The organism is Pseudomonas sp. MPDS (assembly GCF_013283895.1).
GTDB lineage: Bacteria > Pseudomonadota > Gammaproteobacteria > Pseudomonadales > Pseudomonadaceae > Aquipseudomonas > Aquipseudomonas rhizophila.
Genome location: NZ_CP054128.1, coordinates 3,490,119 through 3,504,885 on the forward strand (window position 1 = coordinate 3,490,119; position 14,767 = coordinate 3,504,885).

Consider the following 14,767-nt stretch of genomic DNA (forward strand, 5'->3'; position numbering starts at 1 on the left):
CACTTGCTCGATCACTCACTGGAGATCTGCCATGTCATCCACTGCTGAAGTTCGTCCGCCGCTGCCGCCTTTCACCCGTGAATCGGCCATTGAAAAAGTCCGCCTGGCCGAAGACGGCTGGAACTCCCGCGACCCACAACGGGTGTCCCTGGCCTATACGCTGGACACTCAATGGCGCAACCGTGCCGAATTCGCCCATAACCGCGAAGAGGCCAAGGCCTTCCTGACCCGTAAATGGGCCAAGGAACTGGACTACCGGCTGATCAAAGAACTGTGGGCCTTCACCGGTAACCGTATCGCCGTGCGCTACGCCTACGAATGGCACGACGATTCGGGCAACTGGTTCCGTTCCTACGGCAATGAAAACTGGGAGTTTGACGAGCAAGGGTTGATGTCCAACCGCTACGCCTGCATCAACGACATGCCGATCCAGGAAAGCGAACGTAAATTCCATTGGCCGCTGGGTCGCCGGCCGGATGATCATCCGGGGCTGTCTGACTTGGGGCTGTAGGCGCACGGCATTTGTATAAGCAACAGAAACCTTGTGGGATCAAGCTTGCTCGCGAAGGCGGTGCGTCAGCAGGTAGCAATGCTGGACGAACAACCGTCTTCGCGAGCAAGCCCGCTCCCACATTGCTACTGCGGGCTCGGCCCAGCGCCCGCTCACAACGGCGCTAGACAAGCGGCCACTCGCCAGGGTTGACCGGCATGCCGCCAGGCATCACATTGCCTGGACCGCCGATACACTCAGAGGCGATTTGCTCGTTGCTGACCTGTGGAGCCCATGACCGCGTCGATTCCGATCCGTCCCCCCTGCCCGCCTGGTGTCTGTGACTGCGGGCGTGATGCGTTGCTGCAAACCCCGGGCAGTGACCTGCGCATTCTTTGCTTGAACCGTCAGGAAGAAAAACGCCTGCTCGAACGGCTGGAAAATATCCAGAGCCTGGACGAACTCCAACGGTTGCAGCAGCGTATGTACGAGAACCTCGGAATCCGCCTGAGCGTCGAACCCGGCTACAACGAAGTACGCACCATGCGCGGCATCGCCATTGAGTTCCAGGAGCAGCCCGGCCTGTGCCGCAAGATTCGCCAGTCGATCCCCACCGCCATTCGACGCGGGTTGGAAAAACGTCCCGAAATCGCCTGGCGCTTGCTGGATGCCCACGACCTGTTCCGTGACGCCTGAGAAACAGCTTCATCCCTGAAGCTGCACATCGGTCTAGAAGTCCACGGTGGCCGAAAGCAGGTAAGTGCGCGGCGTTGCCAGGGTCAAGCCTGCCTCACTGTCATCCGAGGCGCCGGCTGAACTCCAGTAGCGCTTGTCCGCGACGTTCTCGACATTGGCACGCAGGGTGATGTTCTTCTGGTCCACCTTGAACGCGTAGCGCGCGCCCACATCCACACGCTCCCAGGAATCGATTTCCTTGGTGTTGGACTGGTCCAGGTACTGCGAACTGGAGTGGATGGCGCGGCTGGTCAGGGTCAGGCCCTGCACGGTCGGCACATCCCACTCGGCGCCCAGGTTGACATTGTATTTGGGCGTGGCCGGCGCCCGATTACCATCAAAGGCGCCATCGGTGGTATCGGTCAACTCGCTGTCGATATACATGACCCCGCCGAGCAAACGCAAACCCTTGAGCGGCTCACCGAACACGCTCAACTCAACCCCGGTGTTCTCGCGTTTGCCGTTCGGGCCGAAGACACGGGTCGTGGCATCGGTGGCGTAGGCAGGCTGCTTGATCCGGAAGACGGCGGCGGTGACGGCGAGCGCACCCGCGTCATATTTGGCTCCCACCTCGACCTGACGACTGATGAACGGCGGGAATATTTCGTCCTCGTTGATCGAGGTCGATGGCGCGATCTTGCCCTGGCTCAAACCTTCCATGTAGTTGGCATACAACGACAGCTTATCGGTTGCCTTGAACAGGATTCCGCCCGACGGCGACATCTTTTCCTCGTCGTACGCGGTGGCGCCTTTGACGTTATCCGTCCAGTCGTCAACCTTGATCCGCTGCCAGCGGGTGCCGAGGGTCAGCAGCAGTCGATCATCGAAGAAACCCAGGGTGTCGGACAACGCCACGCCGGTGGAGCGGTTTTCGGTATAGACCTTGCTGTCCTGGCGCGTGGGGTCGCTCGGAGTCGGCGTTTGCACCGGGTCATACAGGTTGCTCGGGGACGAAGCATAACGAGCGCCGCCGTTGGTGAAATCCATGTAGAAGTAGCTGGCGGCCAGGTTGATCTCATGGCTCACCGGGCCGGTATGGAACCAGTTGCGCACCCCGGCCGTGGCCGTGCGGACATTTTCATCGCGGGTAAAGTCGCGGGGTTGAACGCTGAAATCGCCAGCGTCGTTGCTAACCGAAACGTTGTGCCGCAGGAAGTCATGATCACTTTTGCGCGCCCCTGCACTGCCGTACAGCATCACGGAATCGTTGACATCGTATTGCGCGTTCACCGCGCCGAAAGTGTCCTTGGTGCGCGCCTTGCTCCAGCGCTGAGCGTAGTTGCGGCGCACATCGCTGGCGTGCGGGACCTGTGCGTTGGCCCCTACCAGCACGCGCTCCTGCGGCGCGTCGGTATCGCGCTCGGTGCGCCCGATATCCGTCGAGAGGCGTAGACGCTCGCCACGAAAATCCAGGCCCAGCACGGCCATGTCACGGTCGACACTCTGGTGATCCCATTCGGTGTCGCCGGACTGCTTCACGCCGTTGAAACGAACGCCGAACTGGTTATCTTCACCAAAACGCCGGGCGACATCCACGGCGCCGCCGAGCTGGTTGTTGGAGGCGTAGCTGCCCGTGAACGAAGTGATGGGTTTGTCGGTGGCCCGCTTGGGCACCACATTGATCCCGCCACCCACGCTACCACGTGGCGAGACGCCGTTGATAAGCTGGGTCGGGCCCTTGATGATGTCGACGCGGTCGGCCATCTCCATGTCGATCGAATAGGTCGGCAGGATGCCGTAGAGACCGTTGTAGGCGACATCACTGTTGAACAGACTGAAACCGCGAATGGTGAACTGCTCGAAACGCCCGCCTGCCGGATTGGTGGCGCGAACCGAAGGGTCGCTGGCAATCAAGTCGCCCAGGGTCCGAGCCTGCTGGTTCTTGACCACTTCGCTGGTATAGGTGGTCATGCTGAACGGGGTTTCCATGAAGTCCCGCGACCCGAGCAAGCCTTGCGAGCCGCGGCGCGCGACCTGGCCACCGGCATAGGGCTCGCCCTGCGCCAGGCTCGTGGCCCCCATGATCGAGGTGGGAGCCAGTTGCAAGCTGCTGCCTTCCGGCGCCGGGGTCAGGATGTAAGCCTGCTCGCCCACCGGCTGCAGTTGCAGACCCGAGCCCTGTAACAGTCGGGCAAAGCCCTCCTCCACGGCATACTCCCCCGACAGACCGGGGCTGTTATGCCCGCTCACCAGGGCCGGGTCGACCGACAGGTTGACCCCCGCCAGGCCGGCGAACCGGGTCAGCGCGGCGCCGAGGCTGCCAGCCGGCACCTGATAGCTGCGTCGGGCAGCTTCTTCGGCCTGGCTGGAGGACATGAACAATGGACTGGCGCTCAGACTTAGCACGAGACTCAGGTTCAACAGCGGACGCCAGCCGGCAAGGGCTGGGCGAAAACGCAAAGGTACTACTGCGGACATTGGTGGGAGCTCTCGTTTTTGTTCAGTTGCCTTGAATGACAAGCGAGACAAAAAAAGGGGACAGGCGTCAGACAGTATTTTTGCGCAGCGTCAATGTGACCCAGTATCGGGTGCGCGTTTGCACGTGCACCGGCAGGCTGGCCGAGAGCAACGCGAGGATTCGATCGGTGTTTTCCAGACGGAAGCTGCCGGTCACCCGCAGCGACTCCAGGGCGGGGTCCCAACGCAATAAACCTGGGCGATATCGGCCCAGCTCACGGAGAAAATCCCCCAGCGGCTGGTTCTGCGCCACAAGTACACCGTCACGCCAACCCAACTGCGCTACGTCGAACGCCCCCACCGGTCCAGCGCCCGAGGCCAAGAGGTTGACCTGCTCGCCTTCCTTCAGTGTCAGCATTGGCCCGCGCAACGGTTGCAGTTGCACCGAACCACTGAGGACCGACACCCGGCAACTGCGCTCATTCAGGCGTACGCAGACCTCGCTACGGCTGACGGAGATCAGGCCGAACGGTGCCTGAATGGCCAATGGCGCAGGCCCCTGGACATTGAGGGCCATCTCCCCTTGCACCAGCACCAGGCGTCGAGCCTTGAGGTCCAGGTCCAGGGCGCTGTCGGTATTCAACTGCAAGGCGCTGCCGTCGGCCAGCGACCAGCGCCGCTGTTCGCCCGTGGCCGTGTGCAGGTCGGCGCGCCAGACCTCCAGCGGCAGCTCTCGCCCCAGCCACCAGGCCGTGGGCACCAACGCGGCGACGCCGAGCGCACGCTTGAGCACCGCCCGACGGGGCAATGCCGGGCGATCCAGGGTCGCCATACCCAATGAAGGCGGCACCCCGGCGAAACGCTGGCGCAATCGCTGGGCTTTTTGCCAGGCGGCCTCGTGGTGGGCGCTGCTGTCGCGCCAACGTTGCAGCGCGGCGCAATCGAAGTCATCCCCGCCAGACTCCATCATGGCCAGCCAGCGAGCCGCCGCCCGGGCGACTTCGCGAGCTTCCGGCGAAGGGGCCTGGCGCATCAAAACTCCACCAACAGGCAATGCTCATAAGCCTGGGCCATATAGCGCTTGATGGTGCGCTCCGACACCTGCATGCGCTCGGCGATTTCACGGTAGCCCAGGCCTTCGAGCTGGCTCCACAAAAAAGCCCGCCGCACCAGAGCCGGCAGGCCATCGAGCAATTCATCCAGGGCTTGCAACGTTTCCAGCAACAGCCAACGCTGCTCCGGGGACGGTACGCACGCTGGGGGCAAGCTCGCCAAGGCGTCGAGGTAAGCCTGCTCCAGGTTGCGGCGCGCGTAAAAGTTGCTCAACAGACGCTTGCCGACTGTCAGCAGATAAGCGCGGGGTTCGTGCAGATCGGCCAATGGCTGAGCGCTGGACAGGACCCGCAGGAACGTGTCCTGGCGCAGGTCCGCGGCATCCCAGGCATTGCCCATGCGTCGTCTCAACCAGCCTTCCAGCCAGCCACCGTGGTCTCGGTACAGCGCGTGCAAGGAACGCTCCGTTGGCGTAGCTGCATCAGACATGTCAAGAAGCCTTGTGCAAGGAATACATTAAATGAGAGTGATTCTAATTAATGTTCCCGCACGAATCCAACTTCTTTATCGAACCGCTCTGTTAATGACACTGGCCTATCGTTTTTTGCCAGCCTGCCAAACGGGTGGTTCGCCCCCCAACGCAGCCAGGGACGAACTCATTTGTTCAAACGGCCTCAGTGGCTGGCATGCAGTTGCTTCTGGACTTGCGGCATGGCCGAGGAGTGGTGGTTAAGGATCTTCCACTGACCGTCAATGCGTTCATAGATAAAGGTGTAGCGCGCCTGAACCTCGCGCTTGGAGCCGTCGGCGTTGGTCAGGGCAAAGGTATAGACACCACTGTCCATCGCCGCGTCAGGTCCCAGGTGACGGATTTCCCGGTAGTTGATCTGCCCCACCGGCTTGCCGGCCAGGAAGTGTTCAAAGTAATCCTGAATCAGTGCCGCCGTGTTGCGCACCTGGTTGGATACGGTGGGCTGCAATATCGCATCCGGCGCATACAGGCTGGTTACTGCAGCAGCGTTGCCGGTTTTGAGGGCCGCGTTCCAGCGGTCGAACAATGCGGCGATTTCACGGTCATTCTGATTCTGTGGCTGCTCGGCTACGGTGCGATAAACGTATGGCGTTGTTTCAAGTGCCAGGGCCAAGGGTGTGGTCAGCATGAAAAAAGCGGCAGCGGCGAAGGTTTTCAGTTTCATCGTAACGTTCCTGTGGGTTTCAATGAGCCGACTTTGCAGGGCCTGACGGCCTTCGCCATCGGCCAACCGGTGCCGATTGCCTATGCCGTTCGGCAGATAGGCCCGGTGCTGATGACACGCTCTAATACCGCCACGCCGACCGGTCCCATCCACGCTGGAGCCCTATCATGCAAAGCCCACCCCATGACCCCGGCAGTGCCCTGGCCATCCGAACCCAATATCGCCAGTCGCAAAGTCGTGCCGCACGCCTGCGCCTGCTGTTGGGCACCGGCCATGAACTGACGCAATTGCCCCTGTCGGCGATGCGCCAGCGCGCAGTGCAACGAGCGTGCGCATTCATGGCCATGGATCATGGCCTGCTGCTGGAGTGGGCAGCGGACACCACGTTTCGCACCATCGCCAGCCATGGCAGCCAAGAACGGCTCGATCTGCTTGCCAACCTGGCTCAGCCGCCGTCAGCCGAGCCACAATGGCTGGAGTACCCTGGCAGCGCCCTGCCCCAGGTCTTGCGCGTTCCGTTGCGTGGCTCCGACGGTGTGGTGTTCGGGGCTTTATTGCTGGGCAACGGCGTAGCCCTGGGCACGCCGGACAACGAGGATATTGAGTCACTGCAATTGCTGGCGACCCTGCTGGCTGCCCATCTGGAAAACAGTCGTCTGCTCGAAGCGTTGCAGGCCCGCGAACGCACCATGTCCGAGCTGGTCCATCGACTGTTCAGCGTCCAGGAAGACGAACGCAAGCGTGTGGCCTACGACCTGCATGATGGCCTGGCACAGAACCTGGCCGGCTTGCATCAGCGCCTGCAGGGGTTCGCCGGTCGCTGCCCGCCTCTGCCGCCGGCCCTGGCGAACGACTTGCAGGCCATCCTCGATCTCGCCCGGGGTTGTGTCGGCGAAGGCCGGCAGTTGATCGGCGGTCTGCGTCCCCATGCGCTGGATGACTTCGGTCTGTACAAAGCCGTCGACAAGGAAGCCGACCGCCTGCGGGATGCAGGCCTGTCGGTGGACTGGGCCGAGCACAGCGCCGCTCGCCTGCCGGGGAACACCGAAATCGCCTTGTTCCGCATTGCCCAGGAAGGCATCAACAACATTCTCAAGCACGCCCGGGCCAGCCATGTACGCCTGGGATTGATGGTGAGCGACGACCGGGCCTCGCTGCGGGTCGAAGACAATGGCCGTGGTTTTGCTCTGGAACAACCCATCGAGACCAATGGCACCTGCCATCTGGGCCTGGCGGCCATGCAGGAACGAGCCAGCCTGCTGGGCGGCCACCTGAGCTGTTTCAGCCAGCCCGATGGTGGCACCCGTTTGCTGGCCAGCGTCCCCCTACCCACCCACGGAACACACTCATGACGTCCCCTTTACGCCTGCTTTTGGCCGATGATCACGAAGTGACCCGCACCGGTTTTATCAGCATGCTGGCCGGCAGCCCGGGGTTCGAAGTCGTCGGCCAGGCCAGCGACGGCCAGGAAGCCCTCGATCTGTGCGAGCGGCTGCAACCGGACATCGCCATTCTCGACATTCGCATGCCGGTGCTCAATGGTCTGGGGGCGGCGCGTATCCTGCAGCAGCGCCAGCCGGGGATCAAAGTGGTGATCTTCACCATGGACGACAGCCCTGATCACCTTGAAGCCGCCATCGGCGCGGGCGCGGTCGGTTATCTGCTCAAGGATGCCAGCCGCGATGAAGTGCTGGACGCCCTCAAACGGGTCGCCCAGGGCGAAGAGGCCCTGAACAGTTCGGTCAGTGCGCGCCTGCTGCGGCGCATGGCCGAGCGCGGTGCCAGTGGCGCTACCCCGGTCCAGGCCCTGACAGCCCGCGAGCGCCAGGTGTTGGGGCTGGTGGCCGGCGGCTTCAGCAACCGTGAAATCGGCGAAAAACTCGGCATCGCCCCCGGCACCGCCAAGGCCCACGTGGAGCGCGTCATCGGCAAGTTGGGAGCCGCCGATCGAACCCAGGCCGCCGTGCGCGGTGTTGCCCTGGGGTTGGTGGCACAACCCAGCGGGCAATGGCCATGAGATTCCTCGCCGCCCGCCGCTGGGCCAACCTGCCATTGCGGGGCAAGGCATTGGTGGTCATTTCCCTGCCCCTGGTGGTGCTGTTGCTGTCGCTGGTGCTGATCTACATCACCGAACGCCAGACCGCCCGGGCCGAAGAAGACGTGCGCCGGGTGCTGCTGGTCCAGGGCGATATCCAGACGGTGCATACCCTGCTGGCCGAAGCCGCAGCCAGCGTGCGCGGTTACCTGCTGACCCGGCGCGAAGACTTCCTGCCCAGCTACGAACAGGCCACGCCGCTGATCAAGGCCGCGTTGCAACGGTTGGACCACAACATCCGCGACGCCCGGATGCGCGAGCGCCTCAAGACCATCACCCCACTGATCGCAGAAAAACTCGATGGGCTGGATGCCTTGCGCAACGGCAAGGCCGATGACACAGCGGCCATCACGACGATTCTGATCGAAAACAAACACGTCCTGGACGTGCTGCGCGAGCAGATCAACGCCATGCGTATACGTGAGGACGCCCTGCTCGCCGACCGCAGTGCCGCCGCCTCGGCCACGCGCATGCGCCTGTTGTTCGCCACGCTACTGGCGGCGCTGTGCGGGCTGCTTGGCGCCATCGTGGCGGTGCTGTTCCTGTCCAAGGGCATTGTCGCCCGCGTGCAACAGGTCCAAGGCAACGCTCAGCGCCTGGCCTTGGGTCAACCGTTGTTGCCGCAACCGCCGGAGCAGGACGAAATCGGCCAGTTGGGCACCCGTCTGGTAGAGGCCGGGCAGTTGCTTGCCGAACGCGAGCGGGCTCTGCGGGATAACGAAGAACGCTTGCGACTGATCATCGATGGGGTGAAGGACTACGGCATCTTTGCGCTGGACGCCCAAGGCCATGTCATTACCTGGAACGCCGGCGCCGAACGGATCAAGGGTTACACCGAACAGGAAATCCTCGGCCGGCATTTTTCGTTGTTCTATCTGAGCGAAGAATGCCCGGCGCACCCGGACATGGCGCTGCACGAAGCGGCCCGTGACGGTCATTACATGGAAGAAGGCTGGCGCTGTCGCAAGGACGGCAGCCGCTTCTGGGCCAGTGTGGTCATCACTGCCCAGTACGACAGTACCGGCACCCTGCGCGGGTTTTCCAAGATCACCCGCGACATCACTGACCGCCGCGCCGCCGAGATCGCCCTGCGCACCGCCCGTGAAGAAGCCGAAAGCGCCAGCCGCGCCAAGAGCGAATTTCTTTCGCGCATGAGCCACGAACTGCGCACACCCCTGAACGCCATACTCGGCTTCGCGCAACTGCTGGACATGGACTCCAGCGCCGGCCAGCGCCCACAGGTCAGTCACATCCTGCGCGCCGGTCAGCATCTGCTGGCGTTGATCAACGAGGTGCTGGACATTGCCCGGATCGAGGCCGGTCGTCTGCCGCTGAACATTGAGCCGATTGCCTTGACGACGGTGTTGCATGAAGCCCTGACGCTGGTTTCCCCCATGGCGGCCGACGCCGGGATTCAGTTGGCCGAGCTGGCGCCGCTACCCGACAGCAGCGGTGTGCTGGCCGACCGTCAACGCCTGGTGCAGGTGCTGCTCAATCTATTGTCCAACGCCATCAAGTACAACCGGCCCGGCGGTGAAGTGCGCATTGAGGTGACCACCCAGGGGCCGCGAGTCAGCATTGCTGTCAGCGACACCGGGCATGGCATTGCCCCTGAGCAGCTTGACCGGTTGTTCAAGCCGTTCGAGCGCCTGGGTGCCGATCCACAGGTCGAGGGCACCGGTCTTGGGCTGTCCTTGAGCAAGAGCCTGCTGGAAATGATGCAAGGCAGCCTGCAGGTCCACAGCGAGCCGGGGCAAGGTTGTTGTTTTACCCTGCAATTGCCCGGTGCCCGGGTGGAACACGCCCGCTTGCCCCCCATCGTCGCGCTTAAGGCACCGCGTCCGTCAGTCGAATATCACGGCAAGATACTGTGCATCGAAGACAACCTGTCGAGCCTGGCGCTGATCGAGACCCTGATGCAGCGACGTCCGGGTATTCAACTGCTGTCGAGCATGCAAGGCCAGTTGGGCCTGGACCTGGCTCGCCAGCACGCCCCGCAGTTGATCCTGCTGGACGTGACCCTGCCGGACCTGACAGGCCTGGAGGTGCTGCGCCGCTTGCGGCAATCGGCGGCTACGGCGTCCACACCGGTACTGATGATCACCGCCGATGCCAGCGACCTGACCCACCGTGCCCTGCACGAAGCCGGGGCCACAGCGATCCTGACCAAACCCATTCATATCCAGGCCTTTCTCGGCCACCTTGAACGTTATTTACCGGAGCCCGCATGAATCGCGATTTGCGCATCCTGATCGTTGACGATCAGCGCCCCAACCTGGACCTGATGGAGCAGTTGCTGGCTCGCGAAGGGCTGCACAACGTACTGAGCAGCACCGAGCCTTTGCGCACCCTCGACCTGTTCAACAGTTTTGAGCCTGACCTGGTGATCCTGGACCTGCACATGCCGGCATTCGATGGCTTCGCCGTGCTGGAGCAGCTCAACCGGCGCATCCCGGCAAACGACTACCTGCCGATCCTGGTGCTGACCGCCGACGCCACCCGCGACACCCGCCTGCGCGCCCTGGCGCTGGGCGCCCGGGACTTCATCAGCAAACCCCTGGATGCGCTGGAAACCATGCTGCGCATCTGGAATCTGCTGGAAACACGGGCGCTCTATAAGGCGTTGCGCGAGCTGGTTCCATCGCAGCAGATCGAACTGTTGCGCCAGCACCGGCAGGCCGCCGGCGCGGTTTAGTCCGATTAAGCCGGCCGCAACAGGCTCGGGTTCTATTCGATGCGGTAGTGAAAGGTATTGCGCACCGCCGGCACTGTCACGGCCTGGCCGTCGACGATCCGCGGCTGATAACGGAAGGTCTGGGCCGCAGTCAGCGAGGGTCGGATGAACAACGGGTGGCAGCCGTCCAACACCTTGGGGTTGTCGATTCGCCCGTCCGGCTTGACGCTGTACTCCACCGTGCAATCGCCTTCCAACCCTTTGTCCAAAGCCCGTTGCGGATAATCCGGAGCCTCTTTGCTCAGGGGTTGATAGTGGCGACTGTCGGCGGCGGCCAGGCGCGCCTGTTCGGCTTGGCGTTGCCGGGCGAGCGCCTGGGCCTGTTGAGCCGCTTGGCGCTGTCGTTCGGCGGCCTGTTGCTCGGCTTCCTGCTGACGTCGCTGGTTCTCCTGACGCTCGCGCTGCTGCTGGGCCTGTTGCTCGGCCTGCTGCTCGCGCTTTTGCTCCTCGACCCGTTTGCGCGCCAGGGTTGCCTGCTCCAGTTTCTGCGCTTGGAGCCTTGGATCAACCGCAGGTTTGCTCGGCGCCGGGCGTGGCGCTTGCACTGGAGCCGGCGTGGCTTCGACCGGTTCTGGGGCGACCTCTGCCACGGCGGTCGGCGCAGGCGCTTCAGGCACCGGCAGCGGTGGCAACATCACCAATTGCGTGCGCAGCACCCGGGGCGCTTCGACGGTCGGTTTCTCTACGGTCCAGCCCAGCACCAGCAATGCCGCGACAACCGCGTGCAAGGCCACGGCGAGTCCCGCTGCCAGGCTGTTCCTCCAGAAACCACTGCCGGACACCGTGGGTAAACCCAAGGATGGACTGTGCATGATCATCGCCGTCATCGGGGTGCCTCGGTCACCAGGCCAAGGTTGCTCACTCCGCCCTGCTGCAAGGCGGCCATGGCGGCCACGACACGACCGTAGTCGGCGTGGTCGTCGGCACGGATATACACCTGGGTATCGCTGCGCTCGGCGACAACCTGGGCCACTTTGGCGCGCATCTGATCCAGGTCCACGGCGCTGTCGGTCTGGCTTTGGGTGTCCAGTTCAGCACCCAGGTTCCAGTAGTAACCGCCCTCGGCCTTAACAGACAGGGTCAGGATCTGTTGGCGGCTATCGTTGGCCAATGCCTGGCTGGCGACCTTGGGCAGCTCGATTTTCACGCCTTGGGTCAGCATGGGTGCCGTGACCATGAAGATCACCAGCAGCACCAGCATCACATCGATGTAAGGCACCACGTTCATTTCGGCCTTGGGCCCGTGCTTGCGTTGCGGCTTGACTAGCATCTGCCCTCTCCTCTCAAGCGGCCGCGGCCAGGTTCACCGGGGCGCCGTGCAGCTTGCGATGCAGGCGTGCCTGCAACTCGTTGCCAAACGCGTAGTAGCGTGTCAGCAAGGTCTGGCCGCGGGCGGAGAAGCGGTTGTAGGCGATCACCGCGGGAATCGCCGCGAACAAGCCGATGGCGGTGGCGATCAACGCCTCGGCGATGCCCGGCGCCACGGTGGAGAGGCTGGCCTGTTGCACCTGGGACAACCCCAGGAAGGCATTCATGATCCCCCAGACCGTGCCGAACAAACCGATGTAAGGGCTGACCGAACCGACCGTGGCGAGAAACTGCAAGCCTTTCTCCAACTGCACCTCCTGCTCGCTGATTGCCACTTGCAGCGAACGCTCCACCCCTTCAAGCACCACCTGTGGGCTGCCGGAGGGTACGTTGAGCTGGGTGAAAGCCTGGAAGCCGGCGTGAAAGATCGGCTCCACGCCGCCCTCTTCCTCGCGCACCTGGGCGGTCTCGCGCAACAGCGCTGGCAAATCGCTGGTGCTGCGAAAACGCTGCATGAAACCCTTGAACTGGCGCTCGGTGCGGCGCAGCACGGCGCTGCGCTGGATGATCAGGTACCAGCTCAGCAGCGAGGCCAGCAGCAGTGTGAGCATAACGGCCTTGACCAGAAGACTCGCATCGCTGATCAGGCCCCAGATTGTCATATGTTCCAGCGTGGCTTGCATGGGTAGAGCTCCTGTCTGGCTGCTATTCGATGAAATGTTCATGACCGGTTGATGACAGCGCCGCTCAAGGCAGGCGCAAGGCTTTCGCGACTTCGTTCCAGGGCACGAACTTGAAGTTCTGGGTCTGCTCGGGCATCCGTTTGCGGCCGTCCTGGACCACCAGCATGCCGTCGCTCCAGGGACCGCCAAGGTTGGCCGAAGTGACTTCCAGGCCATCGGTTTCCGAGGCGCCGTCGATGCCCGCGGCGCCGTTCAGGCCGACACGGAACGAACCGCCCACGGCATATGGCGGTTCGGCATCAAGTAGCACATAGCTGTCGTTGCCCTGGCTTGAGATCACCAGGTAATCGTGGCCGGCGCCTTGGTACAGGGCGATGCCCTCGACGTCGGCATGCAACTGAGGTCCGACCTTGATCACGTTGTCCAATGTCGCCGGTCGGTCGGCCCGGGCATCCACCGCCCAGACTCCGACGTCTTCTTCACCGAGAAACAGCCGCTGGCGCCGGTCATCGGCGACGCAACCTTCAGGCTGGCTGTCGACGCTGAACTGGCGCACCAACTCACCTTTCACCACACCGTCCGGAGCGCTGAGGCGGTACTGCAAATAGCGCCCGTCCTTGCCATTGGCGAAGGCATACAGTTCGCCCTCAACCGGCTGGAACAGGCAGATGCCGTAGATTTCCTTGAGTGGCGTGGGGATCTCGCCGGCCTCGCGCAGTTCGCCGCTGACCCGGTCGATGCTGAACAGGCTGAGACTGTTGCGGTCGCGGTTGCTGGCGACTGCCAGATCGACGGTTTGCGTGCCCAGCTTGAAGTTGCCGCGCACATCGACGTTGTTGAGGCGGCCCACCGCCAGCTCCTGCAGCAGCTTGCCGTGCAGGTCATACGTCAGCAGGCCTTGCTTCTTGTTGGTGCCCAGCACCCGGCTCAAGGCAGGTGTGGTGGGATGAACCCAGATCGCCGGATCATCCGCCGCGTCGCCCTGGCGCGCCACCGGCTCGCTCTGGCCAATGGCAGCCACTGTAGGCAGCACCGGCGGCAGGGACACAGGGGTGGGTTGCCAATTGATTTGGCCCTGATACAGGCGTGCGCTGTCATCGTCGCGCAACAACAGTTCAAGGCCGTTTTTCGTCGCCCGTACCGCCAGATTTTCCGGCTCGTTCAGGCCGGGCAGCGCCAGACGGGCTATTGAGGTCCAGCCCTGGCCGTCTTGCTGATACAGATGCAGCTGTCGCGCTTGTGGGTCCAGGCCCAGCAACCCGCCTGGTAATGCCGCCAGGTCTCCAGCGGCCTGCTGGATGTCACCGAACGGTGTGCGCATCGCCACGGGTACACGCACGGCATCGGCCTCGGAGGATGCCGGGTAGGCCCACCAGCCGACTTGTTCCTCGTTGACGAACAGTTGATTGGCGCTGTCTTGCACCTGACAGGTCTGGGCATCGGGCGGCAGTGGCAAGCCGCGTACGCGCTGTGCACTGGCGCTCAGGTGCTCGCCGTTGCCCACCAGCCATTGCTCCCCCTTGCCTTCTTCACCCACCAGAAACACAAACAGGTTGCTCGCTTCATCGCGGTACAGGCACAGCCCGTTCACCGGGAAATCTCGCGCAGGAAGGTACAGCGGCGTCCCCCACTGACGTTTATCCGGATCGAGGCTGACCAACAGTGCTTGCTGACGAGTGCTGTCGAGGCTGGCCACCAGAACGTTCGCCCCGAGGGCCCGGCTGTCGAGACCTTCGAAGGAGCCCTCCAGGCGTGACAGTTCGCGGCCTTGGGCGTCCAGCAACAGCAAGCCTTCACGGGCGCTGGCCAGTCGTTCGGTCGTCGAATGGCCGGGCACGAATCCCAGGGCATTGATCGAGCGTTCCTGTGCCTGAGGCCAGGGTTGCAGCTTCAGGGTTGGGGAAGCCGCCAACGCTGGAACGCTTGCCAGGCTGATGAGCATTGCCAACAGGTACTGCTTGGGTAAAAACAAAGCTGTGTTCAACGGAAAAATCCTTGTCATTGAGCCGGGTTCAAACGGGTCTTTTGTCCACCTGCAGGGCGATGGGATTTTTCCCCTCGCCCTGACGGATCGGC

General features: G+C 63.0%; 14 protein-coding genes. 6 read left to right on the top strand and 8 right to left on the bottom strand.

Annotation, left to right across the window (positions count from 1 at the left end; genetic code table 11):
• The first annotated feature begins 31 nt into the window (after positions 1–31).
• Positions 32–511, top strand: a complete 480-nt coding sequence (locus HQ912_RS15350; protein WP_047226502.1) for a DUF1348 family protein — start codon at positions 32–34, stop codon at positions 509–511.
• A gap of 273 nt (positions 512–784) precedes the next feature.
• Positions 785–1,186 carry a hypothetical protein gene (locus HQ912_RS15355; RefSeq protein WP_047226503.1) on the top strand — a complete coding sequence of 134 codons (402 nt, stop codon included), beginning with the start codon at positions 785–787 and terminating at the stop codon, positions 1,184–1,186.
• A gap of 33 nt (positions 1,187–1,219) precedes the next feature.
• Here HQ912_RS15355 and HQ912_RS15360 read toward each other — a convergent pair whose 3' ends face one another.
• From HQ912_RS15360 to HQ912_RS15375, 4 genes are all read right to left on the bottom strand, one after another.
• Positions 1,220–3,643, bottom strand: coding sequence for a TonB-dependent receptor (locus HQ912_RS15360; RefSeq protein ID WP_173406985.1), 2,424 nt, complete (start codon positions 3,641–3,643; stop codon positions 1,220–1,222).
• 67 nt (positions 3,644–3,710) lie between these two features.
• Complete coding sequence (locus tag HQ912_RS15365) at positions 3,711–4,655, bottom strand: FecR domain-containing protein (RefSeq protein ID WP_173406986.1); 945 nt, start codon at positions 4,653–4,655, stop codon at positions 3,711–3,713.
• Positions 4,655–5,164, bottom strand: coding sequence for a sigma-70 family RNA polymerase sigma factor (locus HQ912_RS15370; protein ID WP_076384924.1), 510 nt, complete (start codon positions 5,162–5,164; stop codon positions 4,655–4,657). Before HQ912_RS15370 ends, HQ912_RS15365 begins: the two co-directional genes overlap by 1 nt.
• Positions 5,165–5,349: 185 nt before the next feature.
• Positions 5,350–5,871 carry an SgcJ/EcaC family oxidoreductase gene (locus tag HQ912_RS15375; RefSeq protein WP_047226507.1) on the bottom strand — a complete coding sequence of 174 codons (522 nt, stop codon included), beginning with the start codon at positions 5,869–5,871 and terminating at the stop codon, positions 5,350–5,352.
• A 167-nt stretch (positions 5,872–6,038) separates the two neighbouring features.
• On the opposite strand from HQ912_RS15375, the gene HQ912_RS15380 reads away from it, so the two are divergent.
• The 4 genes from HQ912_RS15380 to HQ912_RS15395 are packed head-to-tail and all read left to right on the top strand — an operon-like array spanning position 6,039 to position 10,661.
• Positions 6,039–7,223, top strand: coding sequence for a sensor histidine kinase (locus HQ912_RS15380; protein ID WP_173406987.1), 1,185 nt, complete (start codon positions 6,039–6,041; stop codon positions 7,221–7,223).
• Complete coding sequence (locus tag HQ912_RS15385) at positions 7,220–7,888, top strand: response regulator (RefSeq protein WP_047226509.1); 669 nt, start codon at positions 7,220–7,222, stop codon at positions 7,886–7,888. Before HQ912_RS15380 ends, HQ912_RS15385 begins: the two co-directional genes overlap by 4 nt.
• Positions 7,885–10,197: an ATP-binding protein gene (locus HQ912_RS15390; RefSeq protein WP_047226510.1), complete on the top strand. Its 2,313-nt coding sequence runs from the start codon at positions 7,885–7,887 to the stop codon at positions 10,195–10,197. Before HQ912_RS15385 ends, HQ912_RS15390 begins: the two co-directional genes overlap by 4 nt.
• Positions 10,194–10,661 (top strand): response regulator, encoded by a 468-nt coding sequence (locus HQ912_RS15395; RefSeq protein ID WP_160892673.1) that lies wholly within the window; start codon positions 10,194–10,196, stop codon positions 10,659–10,661. Before HQ912_RS15390 ends, HQ912_RS15395 begins: the two co-directional genes overlap by 4 nt.
• Positions 10,662–10,693: 32 nt before the next feature.
• Here HQ912_RS15395 and HQ912_RS15400 read toward each other — a convergent pair whose 3' ends face one another.
• The 4 genes from HQ912_RS15400 to HQ912_RS15415 all read right to left on the bottom strand — a co-directional run bounded on the left by HQ912_RS15400 (position 10,694) and on the right by HQ912_RS15415 (position 14,633).
• Positions 10,694–11,527 carry an energy transducer TonB gene (locus tag HQ912_RS15400; protein WP_047226512.1) on the bottom strand — a complete coding sequence of 278 codons (834 nt, stop codon included), beginning with the start codon at positions 11,525–11,527 and terminating at the stop codon, positions 10,694–10,696.
• Positions 11,524–11,970, bottom strand: a complete 447-nt coding sequence (tolR, locus tag HQ912_RS15405) for a protein TolR (protein ID WP_047226513.1) — start codon at positions 11,968–11,970, stop codon at positions 11,524–11,526. The genes HQ912_RS15400 and tolR overlap by 4 nt, the downstream gene beginning before the upstream one ends.
• A 13-nt stretch (positions 11,971–11,983) precedes the next feature.
• Positions 11,984–12,691 (bottom strand): protein TolQ, encoded by a 708-nt coding sequence (gene tolQ, locus HQ912_RS15410; RefSeq protein WP_047226514.1) that lies wholly within the window; start codon positions 12,689–12,691, stop codon positions 11,984–11,986.
• A 64-nt stretch (positions 12,692–12,755) separates the two neighbouring features.
• On the bottom strand, positions 12,756–14,633 hold the full coding sequence (locus HQ912_RS15415) for a phytase (protein ID WP_260990090.1): 1,878 nt from the start codon (positions 14,631–14,633) through the stop codon (positions 12,756–12,758).
• Positions 14,634–14,767: the final 134 nt, after the last annotated feature.

Excerpts from the sequence above, each read along its gene's own strand:
- HQ912_RS15370 (WP_076384924.1), bottom strand. The coding sequence starts at position 5,164 with ATGTCTGATGCAGCTACGCCAACGGAGCGTTCCTTGCACGCGCTGTAC.
- HQ912_RS15350 (WP_047226502.1), top strand. The coding sequence starts at position 32 with ATGTCATCCACTGCTGAAGTTCGTCCGCCGCTGCCGCCTTTCACCCGT.
- HQ912_RS15415 (WP_260990090.1), bottom strand. The coding sequence starts at position 14,633 with ATGCTCATCAGCCTGGCAAGCGTTCCAGCGTTGGCGGCTTCCCCAACC.
- HQ912_RS15400 (WP_047226512.1), bottom strand. The coding sequence starts at position 11,527 with ATGACGGCGATGATCATGCACAGTCCATCCTTGGGTTTACCCACGGTG.
- HQ912_RS15375 (WP_047226507.1), bottom strand. The coding sequence starts at position 5,871 with ATGAAACTGAAAACCTTCGCCGCTGCCGCTTTTTTCATGCTGACCACA.
- HQ912_RS15380 (WP_173406987.1), top strand. The coding sequence starts at position 6,039 with ATGCAAAGCCCACCCCATGACCCCGGCAGTGCCCTGGCCATCCGAACC.
- HQ912_RS15390 (WP_047226510.1), top strand. The coding sequence starts at position 7,885 with ATGAGATTCCTCGCCGCCCGCCGCTGGGCCAACCTGCCATTGCGGGGC.
- HQ912_RS15355 (WP_047226503.1), top strand. The coding sequence starts at position 785 with ATGACCGCGTCGATTCCGATCCGTCCCCCCTGCCCGCCTGGTGTCTGT.
- HQ912_RS15385 (WP_047226509.1), top strand. The coding sequence starts at position 7,220 with ATGACGTCCCCTTTACGCCTGCTTTTGGCCGATGATCACGAAGTGACC.
- HQ912_RS15395 (WP_160892673.1), top strand. The coding sequence starts at position 10,194 with ATGAATCGCGATTTGCGCATCCTGATCGTTGACGATCAGCGCCCCAAC.
- tolQ (WP_047226514.1), bottom strand. The coding sequence starts at position 12,691 with ATGCAAGCCACGCTGGAACATATGACAATCTGGGGCCTGATCAGCGAT.
- HQ912_RS15360 (WP_173406985.1), bottom strand. The coding sequence starts at position 3,643 with ATGTCCGCAGTAGTACCTTTGCGTTTTCGCCCAGCCCTTGCCGGCTGG.
- HQ912_RS15365 (WP_173406986.1), bottom strand. The coding sequence starts at position 4,655 with ATGCGCCAGGCCCCTTCGCCGGAAGCTCGCGAAGTCGCCCGGGCGGCG.
- tolR (WP_047226513.1), bottom strand. The coding sequence starts at position 11,970 with ATGCTAGTCAAGCCGCAACGCAAGCACGGGCCCAAGGCCGAAATGAAC.